Source organism: Flectobacillus major DSM 103 (assembly GCF_000427405.1).
Classification (GTDB): Bacteria; Bacteroidota; Bacteroidia; order Cytophagales; family Spirosomataceae; genus Flectobacillus; species Flectobacillus major.
On sequence record NZ_KE386491.1, the window covers coordinates 4568014 to 4592351 of the forward strand.

Sequence of the window (24338 nt, forward strand, 5' to 3'; positions counted from 1 at the left end):
ACTTCAACATATATTTCTCTTTCCGCTACAAATTTGGCTTTGTAAGGTTAAAAGAAACTTAGATAGAGATTAGAAAGTTATTAGAATGTAATACTGTTGGGCAAAATGAGGGTAAAGGTAGTGCCTATATTGGGCTGTGAAGCTACTTCTACATTGCCACCGTGCATCCTTGCAATACGTTCTACCAACGACAGCCCAATACCATAGCCTTTAATATCAGTGGTTTGGCTACTGCGGTAAAAAGGCTGGAATATATACGATAAATCTGCCTCTTTTATTCCTATACCTTTGTCTTCAATAGCAATACGGAGGTCGAGGTCGGAATACCGAAGGCGAATCGTAGCCTTTTTGTCGTACGAAAACTTACAAGCATTTTCTGCCAAGTTGACAATCGCTGTTTTGAGTAGGGCATAATTGCCCAAAATACAAAGGTTGTCAGGGTCTTCGGGTAGTTCGTCGAAAAGAATTTCAATTTGGTATAAGGCATTACTTTTGGTAAGCAAGCTTCTAATTTCCCAAAGTAACTCATCTACCCTAATTTTGTCAACCAAAAGTTCCTGCTTTGCTCCGTCTACTTTGGTCAATTTAAGTAAGTTTTGGGTAAGGGCGATTAGCTCCTGAATATCGTCTAGTACCGAATACATGGTTTTTTGGTATTCGGCGGGGCTTCGTTGTTTGAGTAGGCTAACCTCTAGTTGCGACGACATCTTGGTGAGAGGGTTACGCAATTCGTGCGAAACATTGGATACAAACATCCGCTGTAGCTGGAAGGTTTCTTCAACTCGGTCGAGTAGTTGATTGATAGTATGCGATAGCCTATCTATTTCGTCTTGATTATCGCTCTCAGCTAGGCGTAGGTGCATATTTTTGGGTACAATACTATTGAGTTTTTGCCCCATTTCATCAATTGGAGCAATGGCTTTGCCCGAATAATACCAGCCTGCCACCGATACCCACAATATTACTACCAAAAATAACAATAACATAATGACTCGCATTCGGGTCATAAATTCTCGTCCATAGTCATCAACAGCACTGGCCAATACAATGTGAGGCTCGGTGGTTTGGTCAAAATAAATACCTATAGAATGATACCTTCCATGACGGAAACGGTATTTTTTTTGGATTTGGATTTTGGCCAACAAATCCTCGTCAAGCTGTATGCTTTCTCGCTCGTTGGTGGTAAATTCTTTTTGTTTTTTTTGGTTATAAATCGTAATATTTTCGCTGTGAAGAGCATTCTTACTTTTGTCCGATATTTTGCGGAGTAGGGTAGAATCTACGTCGTCAACTACCAAAAAAAGCTCGGCGGTGGTTTCGGCACGATTTGATAAACGGCGATAAAAACTTTCGCTAAGGTAATATTGAGTGTACAGATAAATCGACAACAATACCGCAAGAAGTATTGATGAAACAATAAGGATAAATCGAATAGTAAGGCTAACCCTGATTTGCATGGAATCTATTCTTTTTTGAGGACATAGCCCATCCCAAATACCGTATGGATAAGCTTATGCTCAAAGTTTTTGTCGATTTTTTTACGAAGATAATTAATATATACTTCTACAAAATTAGTACCAGTATCAAAACCAATATCCCAGACATTTTCGGCTAGTTGCACTTTCGATAATACTCGTCCTTGGTTTCGCATAAGGTATTCGAGCAATGTAAACTCACGAGCGGTAAGTTCTATTATTTGTCCTTCACGAGTTACCACTTTGGTGTCGAGGTTCATTTCTAGGTCTTCAAACTTGAGGGTTTGGTGGGTCATGAGGGTTTTTGAGCCACGTTTGGTAAGCGAGCGTACTCGTGCCAATAACTCAACAAACTGAAATGGTTTTACCAAATATTGGTCAGCACCAGAATCAAAGCCGTTGACTTTGTCTTCGGTTTCGCCCAAAGCTGTAAGCATCAAAATGGGCGTTTGAATACCCGCATCTCTTAACTCTCGACTCAATACGAAACCATTGAGGCCAGGCATTATCACATCGGTGATAATGAGGGTATAGTTGTTGCGAAGGGCCAATTGGCGTGCAATTAGCCCATCATACGCAATATCTACTTCGTAATGGTTTTCTTCTAAACCCTGCTGAATAGCGTGCAGGGTTTTGGGTTCGTCTTCTACAACAAGGATTCTCATAACTTTATAAATTTTAAATATAGCTACAGCTATTTTCTATTAGTCTGTTTTAAAACGTTTTTCTACAGGGTATTATAAAATGTCGGGATAGAGCCTCCTTTTGACAAATAATGAAAACGTTTTTTGATGAACAATCATCCTACACTATTTCGCCAATAGTATCATTACTTAGCGACTGAATACTGTTTTTCTTCTCGGCCGTCATAATACCCAACATCATTAAAATACTAGTAATCAGGATGACAAAAAACAAAATGCCATCGTTAAAGGTGTTGAGTTTGAATTGTGTTGGGATTCCATAAAACAACAAAATGGTAATTAAGCCCCGAGGCATTAATAATAGTTCGGGCATTGTGTTTTTTTGTGATTGTACAAACCGAAGATAGATAAACCGTATTGCCAACAAGGCCAATACCACCAACGACCCCGTTATCCAAACTTCTTCTTGACTAAAAATGTTGATATTCATAGAATAGCCAAAAAGAATAAAAAAGAAGGTTCTAATCAAAAATGCTGTTTCGGCTGTAATAGACTTTAGGTTGTTTTCTACTTCTGTAAATACAGTATTTTGTATGCCTTCAACAATTACCTTGGGTCTAATTAATCTACGATTGTTGATTAATAGACCAAAAAATAAGATAATCAGTAACGAAGGCAAATGTAAAATCTTGCCTGCTGCGTACAAAATTAATAAAACCGCAAATAACAAGAAATACTTTAAATGTAGCGTGATTCGGGATAACAAATATATTAGCCCCAATGCTACCCCCACCGACAACAACAACGACCAAATAATATTGAAGCCATAAACCACTGCCGATTCTATCGAAATACCTTGTTCGGCAATGAGGTAATTGAAAAATAAAATGCCTAAAATGTCAGAAAAAGAGGCTTCATAAATAATAAACTCTCGTTTGTGAGGAATTAGGTTTTCGACACTCGGAATGACAATGGCACTACTAATAATAGACAAAGGCGTAGCATATACCAAACAATTGCGGAACGACTCACCTGTGGTTTGTTCGATAATAAAAGCAATAGAAAATGCCGAACCTAGCAGAATGAAAAGTGCCGCAAAAAATGCCCTAAAGATTAGCCCAGCTTTGTCTCGGCTAAGTTCGAGGTCGAGGCTAGCCTCCAGAATAATCATGATAAGTCCAACAATACCAAGTATTTCTACCGTTTTGTTGATAAATGTAGCGGGCAAAAGTTGTTGCCCAAACAATTGGCCAAGGCCAATACCTGTGCCCAATAGTAATAATACAGAAGGAATAGCAAATTTTTTGGCTATTAAATTAAAAATATAGGATAGAATGACACCACTGGCCAATACTAATACAATAATGTATGTATTCATATTTATATGGATTTTATGAAAAAAGTGAAACTAATACTTATGCAATAAGGTGAATTATAATGGCAAATTGATGATTGGATGTGTAAATGAAGTTAAGAAAAAATTAGAAATTTATTAGAGCCTAATTTTGGGTAACAGTTGTAAATCTATTTTGACAATGTATAGAATCAGAAAAATAACCTTCAGAATACTCATAATCTATGGCATAATATTGGGTTTTTCTCAGTTTTTGTCATCTTGCCTAAGCTTCAGAATGTCGGAAAGTGAAATTCAAAAAGAGTTTTTTACCTTAGCCGAACGCCCTCATGAGCATCAAATAGCAATAGGCAATCGCTCTATTAATTATGCCGAAATAGGAAATGACAGCCTTCCTGTTGTGGTGTTTGTACATGGCTCGCCAGGCTCGTGGTCGGCTTTTGTGGATTTTATGAAAGATACCACTTTACTCAAACAAGTAAAAATGGTTTCGGTAGATAGGCTTGGCTTTGGTAGGTCTCATTTGGGCAAAGCCGAAATATCGCTCGAACAGCAAGCAAGGTATTTGATGCCGATTCTCAAAAAATATAAACAGCAAGGGCAAAAGCTTATTGTGGTGGGGCATTCGTTGGGAGGGCCCGTAATTGCCCGTTTGGCTATGGATTACCCAACGCTAGTCGATGCTTTGGTAATAGTAGCGGGTTCTATAGCTCCCCAATTAGAGCCAAACGAACGCTGGTTTCGTTTGCCACTACATTTTTGGCCTATTCGTTGGCTGATTCCTGCTTCTTTTCGAGCGTCCAATACCGAGATATTATATTTGAAGCCTGAGCTAGAAAAAATGCTGCCACTTTGGAAAAATATTCATCAACCTGTTATTGTTATTCAAGGACAAAAAGATAATCTTGTCGACCCTCTCAATGCCGATTTTGCTCAAAAAATGTTGGTTAATTCGCAAGAGGTAAAAATGGTTATTGTTCCCGATATGAATCATTTTGTACCTTGGGAGCATCCAGAATTAATTAAAAATGCTATTTTGCAAGTTCTAAAGAAATAGTAAAGCTGAAATTGATTTATCCTATGTCCAGATATTGGTTGCTGATATATTGTATCGTTGTGCTAAGTGCTTGTAAAAAAGATATGCGGATGTTTGGGGCTGATGTCAAGCAAACTTTGTTAGAATATGGACAACAAAATCCTGAAAATACTATCGAAGTAAGTACTCGGGTAGGTAACTTTACCATTAGGTTATACCAAGAAACACCCTTGCATCGTGCCAATTTTATTCGTTTGGTAAAAGCAGGCTATTATAACGATTTTTATTTTTATCGAAATATTTATGCAACGGGTATTCAGGGAGGAGCCGAATGGATGGATCGACTCGACTATGATATTCCTACCGAAGTAGATACCAATCGCTTTAAGCACAAGCGAGGGGCTGTAGCAATGGCTCAGTACGACCCCAGTATGAATCCCAACAATGATACCTCAGCCAGTGAGTTTTATATTATTACCAATGCCGAGGAGGCTCGTAAATACGATGGTATTTATACCGTAGTGGGCGAAGTAATACAAGGAATGGACGTAGTCGACAAAATCAAAGATGCTCGTGCATTTAACGAGAAACCTGCCGACCCCGTCAAGTTTTCGATGAAGGTAGTGCCATAAGCACAAGTTATCCTGAATTTAGTGAATGGTGATTCTGAAATTTAACATCAAAACATAAGTCATCCCGATTTTTAGATCAAACAAGGCGGTCGAAATTAGTTTTTCGACCGCCTTGTTTGATTAATAGCCAATAAATACTAACAACAGGTCTCTATTGTAAATTATCCCAAAATCAGGGATAACTCATGTTTATGGAAGCTGTTAAGCAAAATTTAGGTATATTTCCAAAAACATAAAATCCTGATATTGATCCTTGTTGTAGAAATTTTGGGCCTAACTTTAAACTTATATTTTTACTTGTAGGGTCAAATAAAAGCTACGTCCGTCGGATGGTAAAATACCCGGCCCAGGATACCCCGTAGCCCGACGAGTAAAATACATATTATTAGTTAGGTTATTGATATTACCTTCTATTCTAAACTTACTAAATTGGTAAGAAAGGCTAGCATCCATAACGTAATATGCAGGGATTAGCCCCACTACAGCCGAAACGCCTCCTTCACGAGCATTGGTAGCCTCTGAAAACTGGTCGGAAAGATAGGTATATTGTAACGATGCTTTGAAGTTATTATAGCCCCAACGCATACCCGTTTTTAAGTTGACATTGGGTACAAACTCTACCTGATTTCCCACAATTCCCGCAATCTGACTAGCTTTGTAAGATGAATGAATAAGGGCAATATTTGCAAATAATACGCCACTGAGTGCCGTATTGCGTTGATTGAGCAACTTAATGAAATCTCCTTCCGCATACGACTCAATGCCCATAATAACGGCTTGGCCAATGTTTCCACGCCGACGCAACACGCGGTTACTTTCATCATAAAATTGGACTTCCCCAATACGGTTATCATAATTCAAATAGAAAGCACTAATGTCAAAATTGTACAGAGTTGTTTCTTGGGTTCGTACGCCAAGGTCAATGGAATAGCCCCTTTCGTCTTTCATATTGGGGTCAATAACCGACGACGGGTTGGCAATACGCATATCACTAAAGGTAATAGAACGATAATTTTGCGAAATATTTCCATAAATATCGAGGTGTGATGTCGGCTTGTAACTTACGCCAATACCACCCAATACAAACTGACGAGCATTGGTGCGGGTTTCGTTGGTACGGCTCGAACTGATAATATTACCAGCCAAATCAAATAAAATAGACCCATAAAAACCATTGGCTTCGGTATGGATATATTCGTAACGAACCCCAGGCGTAATAGAAAGCTTATCGTTGATATAAAAAATATTCTCGGCAAATACCGAAGCATTTCTATTCGGGAAACGATAATCGTTGGCAATACCCTCTTCGTTGTTGATAAAACTAAAATCAGCGTCCTTACCACGGCTTCCTAAGCCTTGAATACTATGGTTGAAGCCATGATAATAGCGACTTCCTACCAAGAAAACAGCTTGCTTTTTGCCAATAAAATACCTTTTTAGATACCGAGCTTCTGTTCCCCAGTTCTCAAAATCACCCGTAATGAGGTCTCTTTCGCTATTGTCGTCGATACTAGCAACACGGTTGGGGCGAAACCCTAATGAGTTTCGGTATGCCGAAAGGCCAAATACTCGTAAATTAAATTCATTGCTAGTGTTGAACTTATGGTCAAAATGCAAAGCCCACAAATTCCAATTTACCTTAAACCAGTTTCGTTCACGGTTGGTTTGGCGAGGGTTTTCGTTGAACATGGCATCGGTAAGCCCTCCAGGCTGATGAGCCAAATAACTCATGTGGGTAATATCAATACCAATGGTTGATTTTTCGGAAAGGCGATAATCAATATCTGAATAGAAATTATAACTATTAAAATCAGAGTTGGCACGCCAGCCGTCGGCTCGTTTGTACTGAAAAAAAGTATAATAGCTAAGCTTGTTTATAGTGCCGCTAGCACTTGTAAAAGCATTATAAAACCCAAAAGAGCCTACACTTTGTCGAGCTACCAATTCTAGTTTTTTATCGGTAACAGGTTTTTTCATGACAAAATTGATAAGCCCCCCAAACTGAGTACCATATTGTAACGAAGCAGCACCACGCACAATCTGAATCCTACCAACGGCCTCGATAGCAGGCGTATAATAGCTTTCGGGGTATCCGAGGGCATCGGCACTGATGTCGTATCCATTTTGACGAACATTAAAATTGGAGCTTCTGTTGGGGTCGAGTCCACGGCCACCAATACTGAGTTGAAGCCCTGCACCATCGTTTTCCCAAATATTCAAACCCGCCACCCTCGAATATACCTGTCGGGCGTTGTTGGTTGCCAAATTAGCCACCAATTGGTCTGGAATAATTACTTCCGATTTTTTACCTTCATAAATACCCAAACCTTCTACAGCACGCATACGAGTAAAACCAAAATCGCTTTGTTTTTCACGTACTACAACCTCGCCAAGGGTTTCGCTAAGCGAGTCTAGGTAAATAACAAGTTGGATATTTTGATTATCAATTTTTACTTGTTGTTTCACCGACTGAAAATTTGCCAAAGTTGTAAGTACCTGATAAGTACCTTTTGGGAGCTTTTTAAAGCTAAAAAAGCCTTTTTCGTCGGTTATTGTACTAGGTTTTCCTTCGTTAAGAATAATCCTACAAGCAGGAGCTACCGTGCTATCCTTTCTAAAATAAACAGTACCTGTAAGGTTTTGAGCAAACGAGTAAGTACCCATCAAGCAAAGCAAAATGGTACTAAAAGCCTTTAATGGTTTCATTGAGTGGTAAAATCCAAGATTTATGATGAAAAGAGTCATGTTCTTTAGCCAAATTGGTAGTTGGGCTAATGAGAGGTTTTCCCATACGGCCATTAAGGGCAACGTATGAATCTATGTATATTTCGGGCGAAGTAAAGCCATGGTTGGCATAATAGTCTCGCAAAATATGAGCATACTGCAAAATCATGTCGGGCTGAGTCGACATCATTTTTTCTTGTAAAGTTGTTAAAAACAGATTGTTGTTGACAATCATTTGTTTGCCGTGTTGGTCTTTTACCGTGAATTGGGCATAACCTGCTTTTTCCATCAACATTACTCGCCACGAAAAGCGGTATCCTTCTTCTGTCCAAAATAGCTCGTCGGGATACAGCATATACCGAAAAGGAAAGAGCAATTGAAATACAAAAAATACCGTAAATAACCCCTTTACATATTGTGGAGCAGCATACGGCCGAGTGCTTGGCTTGATAAAATCGGTAGGAAACTTAGCCCAAATATTAATGGTGTCAATGATTTTTTGGTGAAAACTGGCCGAGAAAAAAATCAGTGCGGCTACCATCATGATATGTGGGAAAACACCAATTGGAAATAGCAGTGCCGTTAAGACATGAAATACCACTACTGCCCCATAGGCCAAAGGACGTGTACGTGAATACCACAGCAAAAATGGAATACAGAGGTCGTACAAACAGCCAAACCAACTAAATACAAACGGAATCCACGAGTAATTGAACAGAAACCCAATAATTGGCATATCGTTGCGAGCAGGAAGCCATATCCGTAGGGGTAGGGCATGTACAAGCCAGTCGCTATTTATTTTGGCGAGTCCTGCATAAAAATACAGAATACCCATCATGAGTTTTAGTACGTCGATATTCCACTGAGGAATAGCCGATACTAATAGTTTACGGTTATGGTAGGAATCTATCGAAAAATACAAATGAGCTGGCAGAAAAATCAAGATAAAACAAACCAAGCTAACAAAATAATAATGATTGAGATACGTAGCTTTATCAATCAGTTCGATATACGTGAAGCTCAAGAATAAGCCAACAATAGCAATTCGATAAAACCATCCCAAAGCTACCAACAAAGCCGAAATACCGCATACAATAAATAATAGATAGGTATATTGCCCTAAAGGTTTGATAAACTCAAAGCCATAAAAAGGGAAAAAATAGCGAGGCTGGATATAGAGTTGCTCTATCCAGCCTTTGCCCCAGAAACGTAAAATACTTCCTAGCATCATCAGTCCAAAGCATATCCTAAATACGGCTAAGGGAGCGGCTGAGCTAGTTTTCTGGAAATATTTTTGTATCGAATAATTAATCACCGTCGTTGTCTGTATAAGTAATGGTAATACTCATTGCCGAAGTCATATCTACCTTTAGCATTCTTACGGCTTTCTGCATTTCGGTATAAACATCTTTCATGGCTTGATTGTTGGTTTTTACCTCCTCGTAAAGGTTGGGCTTCAAAGCATCAATTTTTGCTTTATTTACCTCAAACTGAGCATTGATTAAATCGGCAAGCGATTTGCCAGTACTACTATCTTTAGCTCCTAAAGCATTCAAATACGTTTTGAAAGAAGCACCTTCTGCACTTGTTTTAACCGATTTGCCATTAAAAAAGTCTACGTATGCTTGATGAGCCGTTTTGGCCAAAGTCTGAGAAATATCTTTTTTATAAAAAGCCTCTACTTTTTCGGCAGCCACTACACCATTCATCATAGCACCCGAAGGAATACCAAATTTGCCCGAACGAATGTAACGTTCATAATGCAAGACAAAGCCATTTACCATCAACGAAGTAGACGAGCCAATATCTAAGCCAGTTTTAGTAATGAATGTTTCACGATAAGCACCATTCCAGTCGCTTATTACTTTTCCCAAAAGAGTTTCCATTCGGGCAGTAAGGCGATTAATATAAGCCAATCGTTTAGCGGCATCGGTAGCTGTAGTATAATAAGCCAAGATAGCGGTATCGTTGCTACCAACACCATTAATTAGGTAGTCGAGTGCAGGAAAGCCCTGTTGTGCATACGATGCAGGTACTTCTAAATTGGCACTTGGGTCGGCAATATTGCTAGCAATACCCGTTTCGCTAGCAGGGTAAATATTATAAAAATTACGTAGGGTTTGTTTTTCGGCAGGGCCAAAATCAAATAACTCTACTTTTTGCCATTCAATATAGGCCTCTGTCCATGCTGTTCTTAGCTCGCTAAGGGTTGTAAGGCTTGGTTTGGCCGTAAAAGCATCCGACTTACTTTTCATTTGGTCAAATTTTACCTTAAAGTTGGCATACGAAGGAATAATAATATTGTCGGCAAGGTTGGTAAGCAAAGCAGTTCTGTCTTTGCCTTGGTCTACAGGATTGGTAGGAGTAGGGTCTGTACCATTTGAGCCACTACAAGCCCACAATAACCCTGTGATTAAACACAAAAAATACGATTTTTTCAACTGAAAAGCTTTCATATTATAAAACATAAATGGTGAGTCAACAAGCGTATCTTGTTAACTCACCTAGATAAAAATGGATATAATTATAAGAGAAACTACAGCTTGAATTTGGCTGTGATAGCATCAGCCGCTGCATTGATTTTATCGTTTGTTAAGTCCCAAAAGCCATTACTTGAATTGATAAGGTTGTTCAAGATGTCGTCTGAAAACTTAGCATCACCACCATTAATAGCACAGTAACGGAGTGAGTAAATGAAGCCAAGCCCTTCGCCAATAGCGTGTACACGAGCGGCATCGGTAGTACTGGTTTTCCATTTTGCCAAATAGCCAACGGCTGCTGCCGCAATAGCTTTTTCAGCTTCTGTTCTGATAAAAGTAGCTTGAGTTTTTAGCTCAGTTTTGTCGTTATTAACAATTGCAGCACGTCCTTTCAAAAAAGCTGGATATATTTTAGCATAGCTAGCTTTGTTGTACTCCCATATATACGAGCCAAGGAATGATTCGGATGTACCACGTGTAGCATCTGTAGAGCCTGCCAAATACACAGGGTTGAGTGTTAGAAAACCGTATGCTTCGTCCCAGTTGTGTTCTAATTGAGAATATTTTTTGCCTGAAACCAATGTTTTGTTATCAGCATCCAAGCCTTTGTCTAACAGATTGTTACAGATATAGTCGATTTGAGCAGCACCAATAAGCGATTTTTGAATAATCTGAGCCACCTCGATACCTTGGGCGTTTACCAAATATGTACCTAATTTGCCAGCCACTCCTTTCGACGCAGTAGCCGAAACGGCATTACTAGCCGAGGCCATTTCGGTAAAAAGACCTTCTATTCTAGTGCGAGTAGCCTCTGCTTCGGCCGAAGCTTTGCTTGTAGCAGTAACACTACGAAGCTGAACGCCCGAAGTATTAAGGGTTGCTCCTGTAATACTTAAAGATGTAATATCGGTGAAAGGACTCCTCGAATTAGCATACATATTTTTCATCAAAGTAGCATCCAATGTCTTGGTATCTCTAACGGCAGCTCCCAAATAGTAGTTCAATGCTTGGAATTGTTTGTAGCGGTTATTTCCTGAAGTGAGGTCAACAGTAGTATCGCCTTTGGCATCTATAAAGAGGCTTTTGTAAGGCGTTGTAGCCGTTAATTTGGCATAATCAATTTTCGTGCGTAAGTCTGGTAGCTCGTCATCGCTCTTATCACAAGACGTAAATGTTACTAAGGCTGTAGCGGCAAGAAAAAATTGAGTTTTTAGCTTGAAATTAAACATCAGATTGATTTTTTAGATAGATATTTTGAGAAATACAAAACGCTGTTATAGTCTTTATATAGACTAATTATAAATAATGGCACAAATGTATAAAACAGATAGGTTCTATACAAGTCTTATTTAGAATTATTTTAAATATAATTAAGCGTTAAAAGAAAATGCCCGAAAGGATAATATAAAATACACTGATAATGAGGTGTTTACGAGGGTATTTGATTTTGCCTGATACCTAGGTAAACAGGCAAAATCAAGTAGAATGAAGGTTTGATACTCAAGGTTGGAAAGGAATTAAGGATTTGTTTTTTTGACCATTCGTATAATCGAATCGCTATTATTGAGAGACTCTACGTCATCCAGCAATACCCATGCTAAATCTTTTGACTCCGAAGTTATGGTAAAAGCTTCGTTTTTGTCGGCTTCAATCAAGAAACGTACATCGTAGTGATAATGAGCGGGTTCGTTTTTTCTTTCTGGTATTAAATGAATATCTATATCAAAAATCTGTGAACTAATAACTTTCAAGTTTTGCAAGCCAGTTTCCTCTTCGGCTTCTTTCAAGGCTACGGCTAGTACATCGGGGTCGCCATCGCAGTGGCCGCCAGTCTGAAACCATTTGTCGAGTTTATGGTGGTGTGTCAGTAGGGTATATTGTCGGGTACTGTCCACAATCCAAGCCGAGCCAGTTATGTGTCCAGTCTGGAGGGTTCTTTCAAAGCAAGCAGGTTGTGCTTCTACAAAGGTTTTGATTTCTTGATGAAACTTCGCTTCTGTGTGGTCGAAGGGTGTATAACTTTCTAGTAGTTCTAAAAGTTGATTTCTGTGCATGAGAGTCCTATTTTAGGATACCACAACAAGTAGTATCTGTTTGAGAAGACAAAGTTCAGAAAAAGGGAATACCTTTAAAAGTGAAAAAAATAAAACTTTTAGGAGGTATCATTCAACCAAAAATAAAAGCATTTCAGCGAAAAACTGAGGTGCTTGTTACTGAGGGTATTAGCTTTGTGGAGTAATTTTAAATTTTTCAATCTCCAAAAACTCATGAAAAAAGTCTTCTTAGCTATTTTGGTAGCTACATCGCTTTCAGTATCGGCTCAGGTACGTTTGCCACAGCCTAGTTCGGCTGCTTCGGTTACACAAACAGTAGGTACAACCGACTTCTCGATTAAATATTCTCGTCCAAATGTAAAAGGCCGTGAAATATTCGGGGCTTTATTACCTTACGACAAAATTTGGCGTACAGGAGCAAATGCTGCTACCCAAATTACTTTGTCAAACGACATCACTGTAAACGGTCAGAAATTGCCGGCGGGCACTTATTCTATCTTTTCGATTCCTACCCAAGGCGAATGGACATTGATTTTCAATAAAGATATTGCTGCTTCCGAGCAGTCGTATAGCCAAGAAAAGGATGCTGCTCGTGTAAAGGTTGTTGCTACGACAACACCAAAGGTAGAATCATTCTCTATAGATTTTTCGGATATTACCGACAGTACAGCGAATTTGAATTTTGCATGGGCCGATAAAAAAGTAGTAGCCAAAATTGGAGTAGAAACTTCTAAGATGATCGAAGCCTCTATTGCAAAAGCAAGTACCGACAACGCCAATGCTATGAACAATGCGGCTTCGTATTTGTTGGGAAAAGGCAAATTAGAACAAGCTTTGAAATTGGCTAATTCATCAGTAAGTAGTATCGAAACATTCCGTAATGTATGGACAAAAGCTCAGATTTTAGCAAAACTAGGCAATTTTGTAGAAGCAGTTCCTTTGGCTCAAAAAGCTTTAGAATTGGGAAAAGCTGATACTGGCGGAGGTTTTGCTTTTACCAAAGATGCTATCGAAAAAGGTTTAGCCGAATGGACTACCAAATTACCAGCAATCACTCCTTTGAAAAAGAAGAAGTAAGGTATTAATAACCCAAATATGAGCCATCTCAAATTTAGTAATGAGTAATTCATAAAAATATAAGTCATCTCAACTAATCAAACAAGGCGGTCGAAATTAGTTTTTCGACCGCCTTGTTTGATTAGTAGTACGATGGTCTACCTCGTGAACCCCAATAAGTACAAACAAGAGGTCTTTATGGTAAATTATCCCACAATTCGGGATGACTCATGTTTGGATTAGCCAAAAGGCTAGACGCTTATTCAATGGCTTATTTTGTACCTTTCAGGTAGGCAATCAAAACCTTTCTAATATCGCTTCTTACATCATTTTGGTTATTGCTGTCGGGTTCAGTTATTTTCAAAACATCAGGATTTTTGTCGGTCAAAAAGCCTAGGTTAGTTTCCTTTCCTTCTATCAAAAATTTAGGCATTACAACATAGTATTCCTGATTAATATCCAATAATTTTCCGTTGATATTCCATTCATTTTTGGCCTCGTTATAGGTGATTTTGTCCCATTGCAAATAACCACCATTACCTTTGTTTTTCAAGCCCGTAATAAGCACTTGTTCAAGTAAGCGACCTTTCATTTGTACTTCCACAATTTTACCTCCAAAAGGCAACACACGCATAATGTCCAACTGGGTGATTTTGCCAAGTAATTGGTCATCAATCCTTACCGAACCACCATTAAAGATAGCACAGTCGTTGGGTTGGCTCGATACCTGCGACATCCCTTTGGCAATAGCTGTACCTAAATTGGTTTGAAAATTCCGAATACTACTTTCACGGCCGTCTAATGGCACTGTTGTTTCGGTTACTATATCGTTTTTGTTCAAACCCATTTTTTTGATACCTGCATCCAAAATTTCTTCCCATTTTTTTACCACAGCAGCTACCGTAGGTTCGTCGGCTATTTGGTTATCTACTTTTTTTAACTCGCTCGAAACACTTACTTTTTTTGTTTTTGTATCGTAGCTAATATGATGGATATATACTGTTTTGGCATTGGCATCGGCTTTGGCAATAGTTACTTTACCAATGGTTTCAATCATATTATCGTGGTCGTGGCCGCCCATTAGTAATTTTATATCAGGAAGCATAGCCGCCAGTTTGGCATCATCAGCTTTGTTGATATGCGTAATAGCAACCACAAAATCGCACTGAGTTCGAAGAGATTCATAGGCTTTTTGGGCTGATTCAAAGAAATCGTCGTACACCACAAAATCCTTTTTGTTGGAAGGAAGCAAAATAGAAAACATTCCCATTTTCACTTCGTTTCCTTGTTGATTTTTGAAAGTCAAAATTGTAGTTTTAGGAAAAGGAACGCCATTTTTGGCAAAAGGCTCAAGATTTCCTTTGTTATTATGAAGGGCATTGGATGCTAGCCAGTTGAATTTTGATAAATTAATACGGTCTTGAAGTTCGGCTTCATCAACATCAAACTCATGATTGCCAAGGCCAACCCAGTCCATTCCCATAGCATTCATAACCTCAACCATTTGCTTCCCTTTAATACTTTTACCTTCGTGTTTGAACGTACCAATCAAAGAAGGGTTAAGAAAATCGCCCGCCAAAATAGTTAGAGTATTGGGGTTTTTGGCCAATAACTCCTGTCTGATAGTAGCAACACGAGCCATACCGCCCATTTTGCCACCTTCCAAAGGCGAAATTTCATAAACATCGTTGAGGTGCAAAAAAGTAATATCAACAGTATTACTTTTTTGAGTACCAACAGATTGCCCACTTTTACAAGCAAAAAATACGGCTTGAATCACAAGCAAATACAGCACTAGTTTTTTCATATTGGTATATTTTATGGGTTGATTACAAAAAAATAGTAGAAATAACAATTTAAGAAATCCTTACCGACCAAGTCCGCTCAAAGGTTTCGGCTGGATTTAGGGCAATAATACCCTCTTTTTGGGTAATATCTTGGTTGTGGTCAACGTGGTCGGCAATACCGCACCATGGTTCAATACAAACAAAATTGGCATTTTTAGCCGCCCAAATACCTAAGAATGGAAAATTAGGAAAATCAAATTGTAGTTGATGAGTGGTTTTGTCAGACTTCAAAACGACGCTATCAGATTGATAGTTTTTGAAAACGATAGCATCTTCATAAAATAGCTCCTTTGTCAAATCCAAGCGGTTGGTATTGGTCAAAAATGGATTTGGAACTGTCAAAATCAGACCTTCGGCCGACAAAGGCCAGCGAGGGAAATCTTCCTGTTGATTAAACTGTAAATAATAGTCTTGGTATTGGGTATCGGGCGTAAGTGGAATCCGAAAAGCGGGGTGTCCACCTACCGAAAACCAGAGAGTGCTATCGGCAGGATTATTGACCAAATAACTTACTTGGAGTGTATTTTTTACTAATTCATAACGCAACCGAAACTCGAAGGCAAAAGGAAAAACTGCCAATGTTGTATCATCGTGGGTCAATAAAAGTGTAACACCTTGTTCATCATGTTGTTCAACTACAAATGTTTTATCACGTGCAAAACCATGACGACTCAATTGGTAGGGCTGATTTTGGTAGAAATAAGTATTGTTTTTGAGGCTACCAACAATTGGGAAAAGTACAGGTGAATATTTGCCCCAAAACTCGGGATTGCCCTCCCACATATATTCAGTTTGGTTTCCGATGTGAAAAAGGCTTACCAATTCAGCACCTTTAGGATTGATACTGGCTTTGATGTGTTCGTTTTGAATTGTCAACATAGATAAAAAGTTTATTTCGGTAAAAACTAAAGCAAATTTAAGGAATAAACTTAATTGACGAATGTTGTACTTGTAATAAGCCAAGAATCAGAGAGAATCGACAAAAAAACGGATATGTTCTACACGATAATGTTTTTTAAAACTGTATAATGCTATTTGAAAAAACAGCAGTTAGCTTGTATTTACAAAAGCAAATAGAAAAAAACTTGAATTATCTATGCGTTACGAAGAAAATGGTAAAAAATGAAGAATAACATACTATTGTGTTCTATTAGGAGGTAAATATAGCTACCTCCTAATAGAGCAATATAAATATTTAAGCCACTTTAGATTTTTTGTGGAAAAGGTTGAACAACGAAGCAAAAATAATCACCAAAACACAACCAATAAGATTGAGCCACAAAAAAGCAGTGAGGTCGATCCACCATGTATAAATTACGATACATTCGGCTACAAGAGCTGCCCAAAAAATAGAACCACCTTTGATATTTTTGAAGTAAAATGCCACCAAAAATACTCCTAGAATAGTACCATAAAACCAAGAGCCTAAGATATTGACTGCCTCTATCAAACTACCAATATTAGCCGTGAATTGAGCGACAATAATACAAAAAATCCCCCAGCCCAATGTAACCAGCCGAGATACGTTTAAATAGTGCTGGTCGGTGTCTTCTGGATGAATCAAGCGTTTATAAACATCAATAATAGTACAAGACGTAAGCGAACTAAAAGCAGAGGCCATAGAACCCATAGAAGCCAATAGAATTACAGCGATAAGCAACCCCACCATACCAACAGGCAAGTATTTGGTAACAAAAGACAAAAAGATATAATTAGTATCGTTTATGTCAGCTTTAGGGCTTTTTTGCTTAATCAAGTCTTTGACTTCAGTTCTCAGCTCGCTACTGGCTTTGTCAGCGGCCAATACTTGGGTTTTACTTAATTCAATTTGTGCAGTATTATCTTGTTTTAGGGCATCAAACAATTGATTTACAGCTATTTTTTTTTGCTCAAAAACCTGCTGATGCTTAGCCGTAATATTTTGGTATTGTGTAGTATTTTCTACCTTGGCAAGTTCTGTTTTATTGAAAAATAAAGGAGGTTGATGAAACTGGTAAAAAACAAATACCAAAGCCCCCACAAGTAAAATCAAAAATTGCATAGGTATTTTGAGCATCCCATTCATTAGTAGCCCAAGGCGGCTTTCACCTACCGACTCGCCCGAAAGATAACGTCCTACCTGCGATTGGTCTGTACCAAAATACGAAAGTTGTAAGAAGAACCCACCAATCAGCCCCGACCAAACGTTGTATCGGTTATTGAGGTCAAATTTCCAGTCAATAACATTGAGCTTGCCCATTTTGCCTGCTACCTTGAGCGTATCTACAAAGCCTATTTGTTCGGGAAGTAAGTGTACAACCATATAACCCGCCAAAAACATACCTATTAGTACCACAAACATTTGTTGCATTTGGGTATAAGAAATCGTTTTTGAACCCCCATACATACAATATACCGTTACTACCGAACCCGTCATAATATTGGTCCAGTACAAATCCCAGCCCAAAATCGTAGACAAAATAATAGATGGTGCAGCAATAGTAACACCTGTAGATAAGGCACGAGGAATCAGAAATAACAACGACGTAAGAACGCGTGTTTTGAGGTCAAAACGATTTTCAAGAAATTCGTAAGCAGTATAGACATTCAATTTTTTGAACATCGGAATAAACGTAACCGACAATACAATCATGGCCAGAGGCAAGCCAAAATAAAACTGTACAAAACGCATACCATCGGTGTAGGCTTGCCCAGGAGCCGACAAAAAGGTAATTGCACTTGCCTGAGTAGCCATTACCGATAAGGTTACATGATACCAAGGTAGCTGCCTATCGGCTAGTAAAAAGCCTTCAATATTTTGTTTAGACGCACGCCCTTTCCACATGCCAAAGCCCACGATTCCGCCAAGCGTGAGTACAAGCACAAGCCAATCTATATTATTCATCTATTTAATCAATTGAGTGTTTAAAATGAGCGATTTAGAGGTACAAAATTCAGAAAGAATAACTGGAAATTTGTATGCTCTATTTCAAGCTAGTTGAAATATTCGCTGAATAGGTGGAATAAACATATCATCAGTACAAGGTTGCCGACAACAATCCAATAGAGCTGTCGCCAAGATTTTACAAATGGAGGAAGTGCTTTGTCTTTTTTCATAAAATCAATGCTAGTTTGGTCAAAATAAAACAATACAAAGTATTATTTGTCTTTTATGGGTAAATAACTTAGTTTTGTTATGCAAGCAGAGCTTTTTTTAAGGGGGCTTTTCACTGCTAATTCACATAACTTTATTCAAATATATACTATTGACCTCAATGAATGCCAACCAAATATTTAACTTAGAAAATAAAGTAGCCCTAATCACTGGGGCTAGCAAAGGAATAGGAGAGGCGATTGCTCGGCATTTGGCTGCATGTGGGGCAAAGGTGGTCATTAATTCTCGTAAACAAGAGGATTTAGACCAAGTAGCCGAAAGTATTGTAGCCTCAGGAGGGCAGTGTATTGGCTTGGCTGCCAATGCAGGTGATACCCAAGGATGTAAAGAGTTGATAGAAAAAGCGGTTGCTCATTTTGGTGGTATCGATATTTTGGTAAATAATGCTGCCACAAACCCTGTTTATGGCCCCGTTTTAAATAGTGAAGAATGGGCATTCGACAAAATTATGAATATCAATGTTAAAGCTCCTTTTGAAATTAGTAAACTGGTACATCCTATTATGAAACAACGTGGCGGAGGCTCTATTATTAACATTAGTTCTATTGCAGGTATAACACCCGACCCAGGATTAGGGTTATATTCAGTATCGAAGGCGGCTTTGAATATGCTAACCAAGGTTACTGCCAAAGAATGGGGAGTTGACGGCATACGGGTCAACGCTATTTGTCCGGGACTTATCAAAACCAAGTTTTCGGAGACTTTATGGCAAAATGAACAAATATTGAATCATTTTGTAAAAAAACTACCCATCGCCCGCATGGGAACAGTCGATGAAATAGCTGGGTTGGCTTTGTTTTTGGCCTCGGATGCTGCTGGATATTGTACAGGTGGTATTTACTCGGCCGATGGCGGTACTACTATTTAAGGTTATAGGTTGAGAGTGGCCGCAATTGAATATTGATAAATATAAGTCACCCCAAATTTTAGGATAATTTAAAATAGAGACCGCTTATTTGTATTTATTGGAAAAACCATAACTGTAAGGCATTTATTGACTATTTATCAAACAAGGCGGTCGAAATTAGTTTTTCGACCGCCTTGTTTGATAATTCGGGATGACTTATGTTTTCATGTTAAATTTCAGAATTACTCATGTTTGTATTGAAAACCCAATGAGTATTTCTTCAAAACGCGTACTTATATTTGTGTTTTTAGTATTCAAATTATCGCTCTCAATTTTCTATGAAATCATTCATTCGTTTAGGAGTCACAACTATTGGGCTTCTTGTAGGCACAAGCCTGTTGGCTGTAAGCCAAACAGCTACCTTACCTCAAGGGATTACTTTGTCAGAAAACATTTTTCCAACTACTACTTTTCCCGAATGCCACGCTTCAAGTATTGTAGCAACCCCCAAGGGTTTAGTAGCAACATGGTTTGCAGGTACAGAAGAAAAACACCCCGATGTGTCGATTTATGTAAGCCAACAAATAAAAGGACAATGGACCAAGCCCGTTGAAGTAGCCAATGGTATTCAGTCAGAAAAACTACGTTATCCTTGTTGGAATCCAGTTTTGTTTCAGATTCCGAAAGGAGATTTATTATTGTTTTATAAAGTAGGCCCCGACCCTATCAACTGGTGGGGTATGCTAAAGCGGTCGAAAGATGGAGGTAAAACATGGTCGAAACCCGAAAAACTCCCCGATGGAATTTTGGGGCCAATCAAAAATAAACCAGTACTCTTGGCCGATGGTACAATATTGTGCCCAACCAGTACCGAGCAAGATGGTTGGAAGGTGTATTTTGAATATAGCAAAGACCAAGGCCGTACGTGGCAGAAAACAGATTTTATCAATGATGGGAAAGAATGGATAGCGATTCAGCCAAGTGTGCTATTTCATAAAGACGGCCGATTGCAGATTTTGTGCCGAAGTCAAAACAACGCAGTTTTGAAAGCTTATTCGAGCGACAACGGACAACACTGGACTGCCCTGAGCAAAACATCATTGCCTAATCCTAACTCAGGTACAGATGCCGTTACGCTAAAAGATGGCAGTCATATTATTATCTATAATCATACCATTCGTTACGAAGGCAAATGGGGCGGGCCACGCTCACCTATCAATGTGGCAATATCGCCTGATGGAGAAAAATGGTATGCTTTGGCAACGCTCGAAACCGAGCCAGGAGAGTTTTCGTACCCAGCGGTTATCCAAACCAACGATGGCCTTGTGCATATTACTTATACTTGGAAACGCAAAACAGTGAAACATTTGGTATTAGATTTGAAAAAAATCAATAAAAAAGAAATCATAAATGGCAACTGGCCAAGTGGGGTGTAATATCCATAAAATGAGGGGGTTATAGTTTGAAAAAAGCCTATTGGAGCTTGTGAGAATACTTTTTGGGAAAAATATTTTAATTTTTTTTCGTAAAAAGTTTGGAGTGAAAAAACTTTTTACTAATTTTGCAACTCCAAAACGCAAGCGGGCGTGGTGGAATTGGTAGACATACCAGACTTAGGATCTGGCGCCGCGAGGCATGGGGGTTCGAGTCCCTCCGCCCGTACTATCTCAAAGCCCTCTCAACCGACAAGGTTTTGAGGGCTTTTTTGATTGTGGATTCAGGGTTGTCGCTGATTTTCTAAAAGTATCCACCTTCAACAATCAAACAAACCGCAATCCAATATAGCAAAATCAGAAATCACAAGAAAATGAACATTACGCTCGAAAAAAGTAGCAACGTAAATGCCAAGCTTATCGTAGCTGTGGCTGAGGAAGATTACAAATCACAAGTTGAGAAAACACTAAAAGACTACCGTAAACGTGCAAATATCAAAGGTTTCCGTCCTGGTATGGTGCCAGCATCGGTGGTTCAAAAAATGTTTGGTAAATCAGTCTTGATTGACGAAATCAATAACTTGTTGGGTAGTTCTGTTCAGGAATATATCAAAGAGAACAAATTGAATATCGTTGGCGACCCAATGCCTATTCAAGAAGACCAAGACGCTATCGATTGGAATACTCAAAAAGAGTTTACATTCTCTTATGAATTAGGTTTGGCAGGTGATTTTACTGTTGATTTTGATGCTCTTCCTGCTGTAGCTTCTTACGAAATTCAAGCTACTGAAAAAGAATTAGAAGAAACAATTGAAAACCTTAAAAAGCAATTTGCTGAACAAATCCACCCAGATTCTGTAGAAGACGGCGATATGCTTTTCGGAACGTTCTCTCAGGGCGAATGGTCTGAAAAATCGGCAATCCCTGCAAAAGCTATCAAAGACGAAGCAAAGGCTATATTTGTAGGTGCTACTAAAGGAGCTACTTTGACTTTTGATGTTGACTCGGTATTTGTTGACGAAAAATCAAAAGGATTAGCTACAGCTAAAAAAGGCGATGATATTGCCGCTTTGACAGGTGAAGTTTCATTTACTATCGAAGACATCACTCGTGCTGGTGTAGCTGAATTGAACCAAGAGTTTTTTGATAAAGTATTAGGTGCTGGTAAAGTAGCTAACGAAGAAGAATTCAGAAAAGAACTTTCTGTAATTATTGAAGCTAATTACAAGCGTGAATCAGCTTATTTGTTGAGAATCGACGCTGAGAAATCACTTGTTGAAAATATCAATATCGAACTTCCTGAAGAATTTTTGAAACAGTGGTTGGTAAAAGTAAACGAAGGTAAATTTACGTTAGAAGAAATCGAAGCTGATTTTGATGCAGTAAAACGTGATATTCGTTGGAACTTGATTAAAAACGAAATCGCTGACAAAAACGAAATCAAAGTTGACTATCCAGAGGTAGTTGAAAAAACTAAAGAGATGGTACGTGGTCAGTTTGGTATGTACGGAAACGCTGCCGACCCTCAAATGGAAGAAATGATTGAGCGTATCGCAACAGGTTATTTGACTGACAAGAGCAAGAAAGATAACTTCATGAATATGTTCAACCAAGTATATGCAGACAAAATCGCTGCTGTTATTGTTGACAAAGTAAAAGTTGAGAATAAAGCAATTGATGTTGAAGAATTCAAAAAATTGGCTGGAGCATAATCCTCCTTTTTAGCATAATACAGATGAGTTATTCTTAATCTTAAGGTTGGGATTATTCGTCAAGTTTTCATCAAAAAAGCGGTCGGAAAACAATTTCAGACCGCTTTTTTGATATTACTATACTGGATGACCTATGTTTTAGAAACCTATTGGTTCACGTTGCTGATGCTTGAGCATACGGTAGGCCTCAATCAGTACTCTTTCCTCAAACTTTTCTCGCCAATAGTTCGCTTCTAATTGTAGTTTAAAAACCTTTTCTTGTAGCTGTTCATTTTCATTTTGTAGCCTTATAAGTTCGTTGTCGAGCACAGGAGGTTCAATCACCGTTGTAATAGCAGGCAAGGTTACAGTGTCGGCCAAAAGTGTTTGTAGGGGTAAGTCCAAAATTTTGGCCAAATCATTGGCTCGCTGAATGGTAAGAGCTGTTTTATTCCTTTCTATATCGCCATAAGCTGTAGTAGATATGCCTAACATATCAGCTACATTTTCTTGCGAATACCCTTTTAGCAGTCGAGCTTTTCTAATGTTTTCGGCGATGTTAGCATTTCCCATATAAAAGAATTTTAAGTAATTCACAATAGATACTCCAGATAAAGCTTTTTATATTAGCTTCACTACCAAGTATCACACCTAGTATTAATGTTTTACCGTAAAATATAGAGAATAATTGAAAAAAAAGAATCTTAGATATACTTTATATAAAATATTGATTTACAGATGTATATCTGAACAAGAACAGCTGTATGATTTGTTCTACTCAAGAATACCTCGTTTTTTCCGAGAATTTATCTGTAAATCTGATTAGGTTTTTTTCATAGATTTTGCATCTTTGCTTTCCAGAGAATAGTAAGACAAAAGATTAACGTATCTTGAGGTGTTCAAAGTTCATCGAGAATCAGATAGACGAACCATTTTATCAGAATAGAAGTTTAAAGATTAAAAACCGATTATAAAATTATGTTTCACAAAGATTTAAGTTCAGAAGAGTTTAGAAAATACGCTGTTCACCACAGAGGTTTGAACGGCTTGGCAGTAGACCAGTACATGAACCAAATTGGCGGTACAAGTCGTCCATTTATTGAAGATATGACTCAATATATCATTGAAGAGCGTCCAATGCGTTTTGCTCAAATTGATGTATTCTCTCGTTTGATTATGGATCGTATTATCTTTATGGGCGTGCCTGTAGACGACTATATGGCCAATATCATTGTGGCTCAAATGTTGTTTATGGAGTCGACCGACCCTAAGAAAGACATCATGATGTATATCAATAGCCCTGGGGGGTCGGTATATGCAGGTTTAGGGATTTATGATACCATGAACTATATCCGTCCAGAAGTTGCTACTATTTGTACTTCATTGGCAGCCTCAATGGGAGCGGTATTGTTGGCAGGTGGTGCAGCAGGCAAGCGTTCGGCTTTACCTCACGCACGTATCATGATTCACCAGCCGTCGGGTGGTGCTCAAGGCCAATCACGTGATATTGAGATTACAGCTCGTGAAATTGTAAAAATTCGTAAAGAATTGTACGAAATCTTGGCTCAACACTCAGGAAAATCATTTGAAGAAATTGAACGCGATTCTGACCGTGACTACTGGATGCGTGCCGAAGAAGCGAAAGAATATGGATTGATAGACGAGATTCTTACTCGTTAATCAAAGAAATATTATTTTCTCTACAAAAATGCTTACTGCTTCTTTTGAAGTGGTAAGCATTTTCATTATAAATTAAGTATTTTTGTAAATACATTAATGGCATAAGCAAGCGTATAGCATTCTGAACGGCCCGCTGTAGCGGTGCAGTGTTTTGAGATTAAGAAATGGTTATGATGTAATTGTTGAAATAAAAAACACAAACACATTTTACATAATTACTTAATGATTGCG

The 24338-nt window shown here is 38.5% G+C and carries 19 protein-coding genes and 1 tRNA gene; 8 read left to right on the forward strand and 12 right to left on the reverse strand.

Translation table 11 applies throughout. The annotated features are described in order from the left end of the window. Positions 1-80: 80 nt before the first annotated feature. From FLEMA_RS0151395 to FLEMA_RS0151410, 3 genes are all read right to left on the reverse strand, one after another. Entirely contained in the window at positions 81-1457 is a 1377-nt protein-coding gene (locus FLEMA_RS0151395; protein WP_026997144.1) for a sensor histidine kinase, read from the reverse strand. A gap of 5 nt (positions 1458-1462) precedes the next feature. Then, positions 1463-2140 carry a response regulator transcription factor gene (locus FLEMA_RS0151400; protein WP_026997971.1) on the reverse strand — a complete coding sequence of 226 codons (678 nt, stop codon included), beginning with the start codon at positions 2138-2140 and terminating at the stop codon, positions 1463-1465. A 139-nt stretch (positions 2141-2279) separates the two neighbouring features. Continuing rightward, positions 2280-3497, reverse strand: a complete 1218-nt coding sequence (locus tag FLEMA_RS0151410) for a cation:proton antiporter domain-containing protein (RefSeq protein ID WP_044173401.1) — start codon at positions 3495-3497, stop codon at positions 2280-2282. Positions 3498-3654: 157 nt separating this feature from the next. Here FLEMA_RS0151410 and FLEMA_RS73675 point away from each other — a divergent pair, with 157 nt between their 5' ends. Together FLEMA_RS73675 and FLEMA_RS73680 are read left to right on the forward strand one after the other, a co-directional pair. Further along, positions 3655-4530 carry an alpha/beta fold hydrolase gene (locus FLEMA_RS73675; protein ID WP_044173403.1) on the forward strand — a complete coding sequence of 292 codons (876 nt, stop codon included), beginning with the start codon at positions 3655-3657 and terminating at the stop codon, positions 4528-4530. A 23-nt stretch (positions 4531-4553) separates the two neighbouring features. Beyond that, positions 4554-5141, forward strand: coding sequence for a peptidylprolyl isomerase (locus tag FLEMA_RS73680; protein ID WP_081681381.1), 588 nt, complete (start codon positions 4554-4556; stop codon positions 5139-5141). 285 nt (positions 5142-5426) lie between these two features. On the opposite strand, the gene FLEMA_RS0151460 is transcribed toward FLEMA_RS73680, so the two are convergent. The 5 genes from FLEMA_RS0151460 to FLEMA_RS0151485 form a co-directional block, all read right to left on the reverse strand. Then, positions 5427-7847, reverse strand: a complete 2421-nt coding sequence (locus FLEMA_RS0151460) for a TonB-dependent receptor domain-containing protein (protein WP_026997148.1) — start codon at positions 7845-7847, stop codon at positions 5427-5429. After that, complete coding sequence (locus FLEMA_RS0151465; protein WP_026997972.1) at positions 7825-9165, reverse strand: HTTM domain-containing protein; 1341 nt, start codon at positions 9163-9165, stop codon at positions 7825-7827. The genes FLEMA_RS0151460 and FLEMA_RS0151465 overlap by 23 nt, the downstream gene beginning before the upstream one ends. 7 nt (positions 9166-9172) lie before the next feature. After that, a complete protein-coding gene (locus FLEMA_RS0151470) occupies positions 9173-10321 on the reverse strand; it encodes an imelysin family protein (RefSeq protein WP_026997149.1) in 1149 nt (382 codons plus the stop codon). 80 nt (positions 10322-10401) lie between these two features. Then, positions 10402-11574 (reverse strand): DUF4856 domain-containing protein, encoded by a 1173-nt coding sequence (locus FLEMA_RS0151475; protein ID WP_026997150.1) that lies wholly within the window; start codon positions 11572-11574, stop codon positions 10402-10404. A gap of 288 nt (positions 11575-11862) precedes the next feature. Further along, positions 11863-12399, reverse strand: coding sequence for an NUDIX hydrolase (locus tag FLEMA_RS0151485; RefSeq protein WP_026997151.1), 537 nt, complete (start codon positions 12397-12399; stop codon positions 11863-11865). A 213-nt stretch (positions 12400-12612) separates the two neighbouring features. Here FLEMA_RS0151485 and FLEMA_RS73685 point away from each other — a divergent pair, with 213 nt between their 5' ends. After that, positions 12613-13476 (forward strand): DUF2911 domain-containing protein, encoded by an 864-nt coding sequence (locus FLEMA_RS73685; protein ID WP_044173405.1) that lies wholly within the window; start codon positions 12613-12615, stop codon positions 13474-13476. 250 nt (positions 13477-13726) lie between these two features. Here the strand turns inward: FLEMA_RS73685 and FLEMA_RS73690 are convergent, their stop codons facing one another. From FLEMA_RS73690 to FLEMA_RS0151540, 3 genes are all read right to left on the reverse strand, one after another. After that, positions 13727-15262, reverse strand: coding sequence for a bifunctional metallophosphatase/5'-nucleotidase (locus FLEMA_RS73690; protein ID WP_052354247.1), 1536 nt, complete (start codon positions 15260-15262; stop codon positions 13727-13729). 49 nt (positions 15263-15311) lie between these two features. Further along, positions 15312-16181, reverse strand: coding sequence for an aldose 1-epimerase family protein (locus tag FLEMA_RS0151520; RefSeq protein ID WP_026997973.1), 870 nt, complete (start codon positions 16179-16181; stop codon positions 15312-15314). 316 nt (positions 16182-16497) lie between these two features. Further along, positions 16498-18186, reverse strand: coding sequence for a sodium:solute symporter family protein (locus tag FLEMA_RS0151540; protein ID WP_026997974.1), 1689 nt, complete (start codon positions 18184-18186; stop codon positions 16498-16500). Positions 18187-18556: 370 nt separating this feature from the next. Here FLEMA_RS0151540 and FLEMA_RS73695 point away from each other — a divergent pair, with 370 nt between their 5' ends. The 4 genes from FLEMA_RS73695 (at position 18557) to tig (ending at position 22448) form a co-directional block, all read left to right on the forward strand. Continuing rightward, a complete protein-coding gene (locus FLEMA_RS73695) occupies positions 18557-19324 on the forward strand; it encodes an SDR family NAD(P)-dependent oxidoreductase (protein WP_044173407.1) in 768 nt (255 codons plus the stop codon). Between the two features lie 317 nt (positions 19325-19641). Next, a complete protein-coding gene (locus FLEMA_RS73700; RefSeq protein WP_044173409.1) occupies positions 19642-20739 on the forward strand; it encodes a sialidase family protein in 1098 nt (365 codons plus the stop codon). Between the two features lie 144 nt (positions 20740-20883). Next, positions 20884-20965 (forward strand) — tRNA-Leu (locus FLEMA_RS0151630). Positions 20966-21110: 145 nt separating this feature from the next. Then, a complete protein-coding gene (gene tig / locus FLEMA_RS73705) occupies positions 21111-22448 on the forward strand; it encodes a trigger factor (protein WP_044173411.1) in 1338 nt (445 codons plus the stop codon). A gap of 138 nt (positions 22449-22586) precedes the next feature. Here the strand turns inward: tig and FLEMA_RS0151670 are convergent, their stop codons facing one another. Next, positions 22587-23000, reverse strand: a complete 414-nt coding sequence (locus FLEMA_RS0151670) for a helix-turn-helix domain-containing protein (protein WP_026997975.1) — start codon at positions 22998-23000, stop codon at positions 22587-22589. 405 nt (positions 23001-23405) lie between these two features. On the opposite strand from FLEMA_RS0151670, the gene FLEMA_RS73710 reads away from it, so the two are divergent. After that, entirely contained in the window at positions 23406-24107 is a 702-nt protein-coding gene (locus tag FLEMA_RS73710) for an ATP-dependent Clp protease proteolytic subunit (RefSeq protein ID WP_081681382.1), read from the forward strand. Positions 24108-24338: the final 231 nt, after the last annotated feature.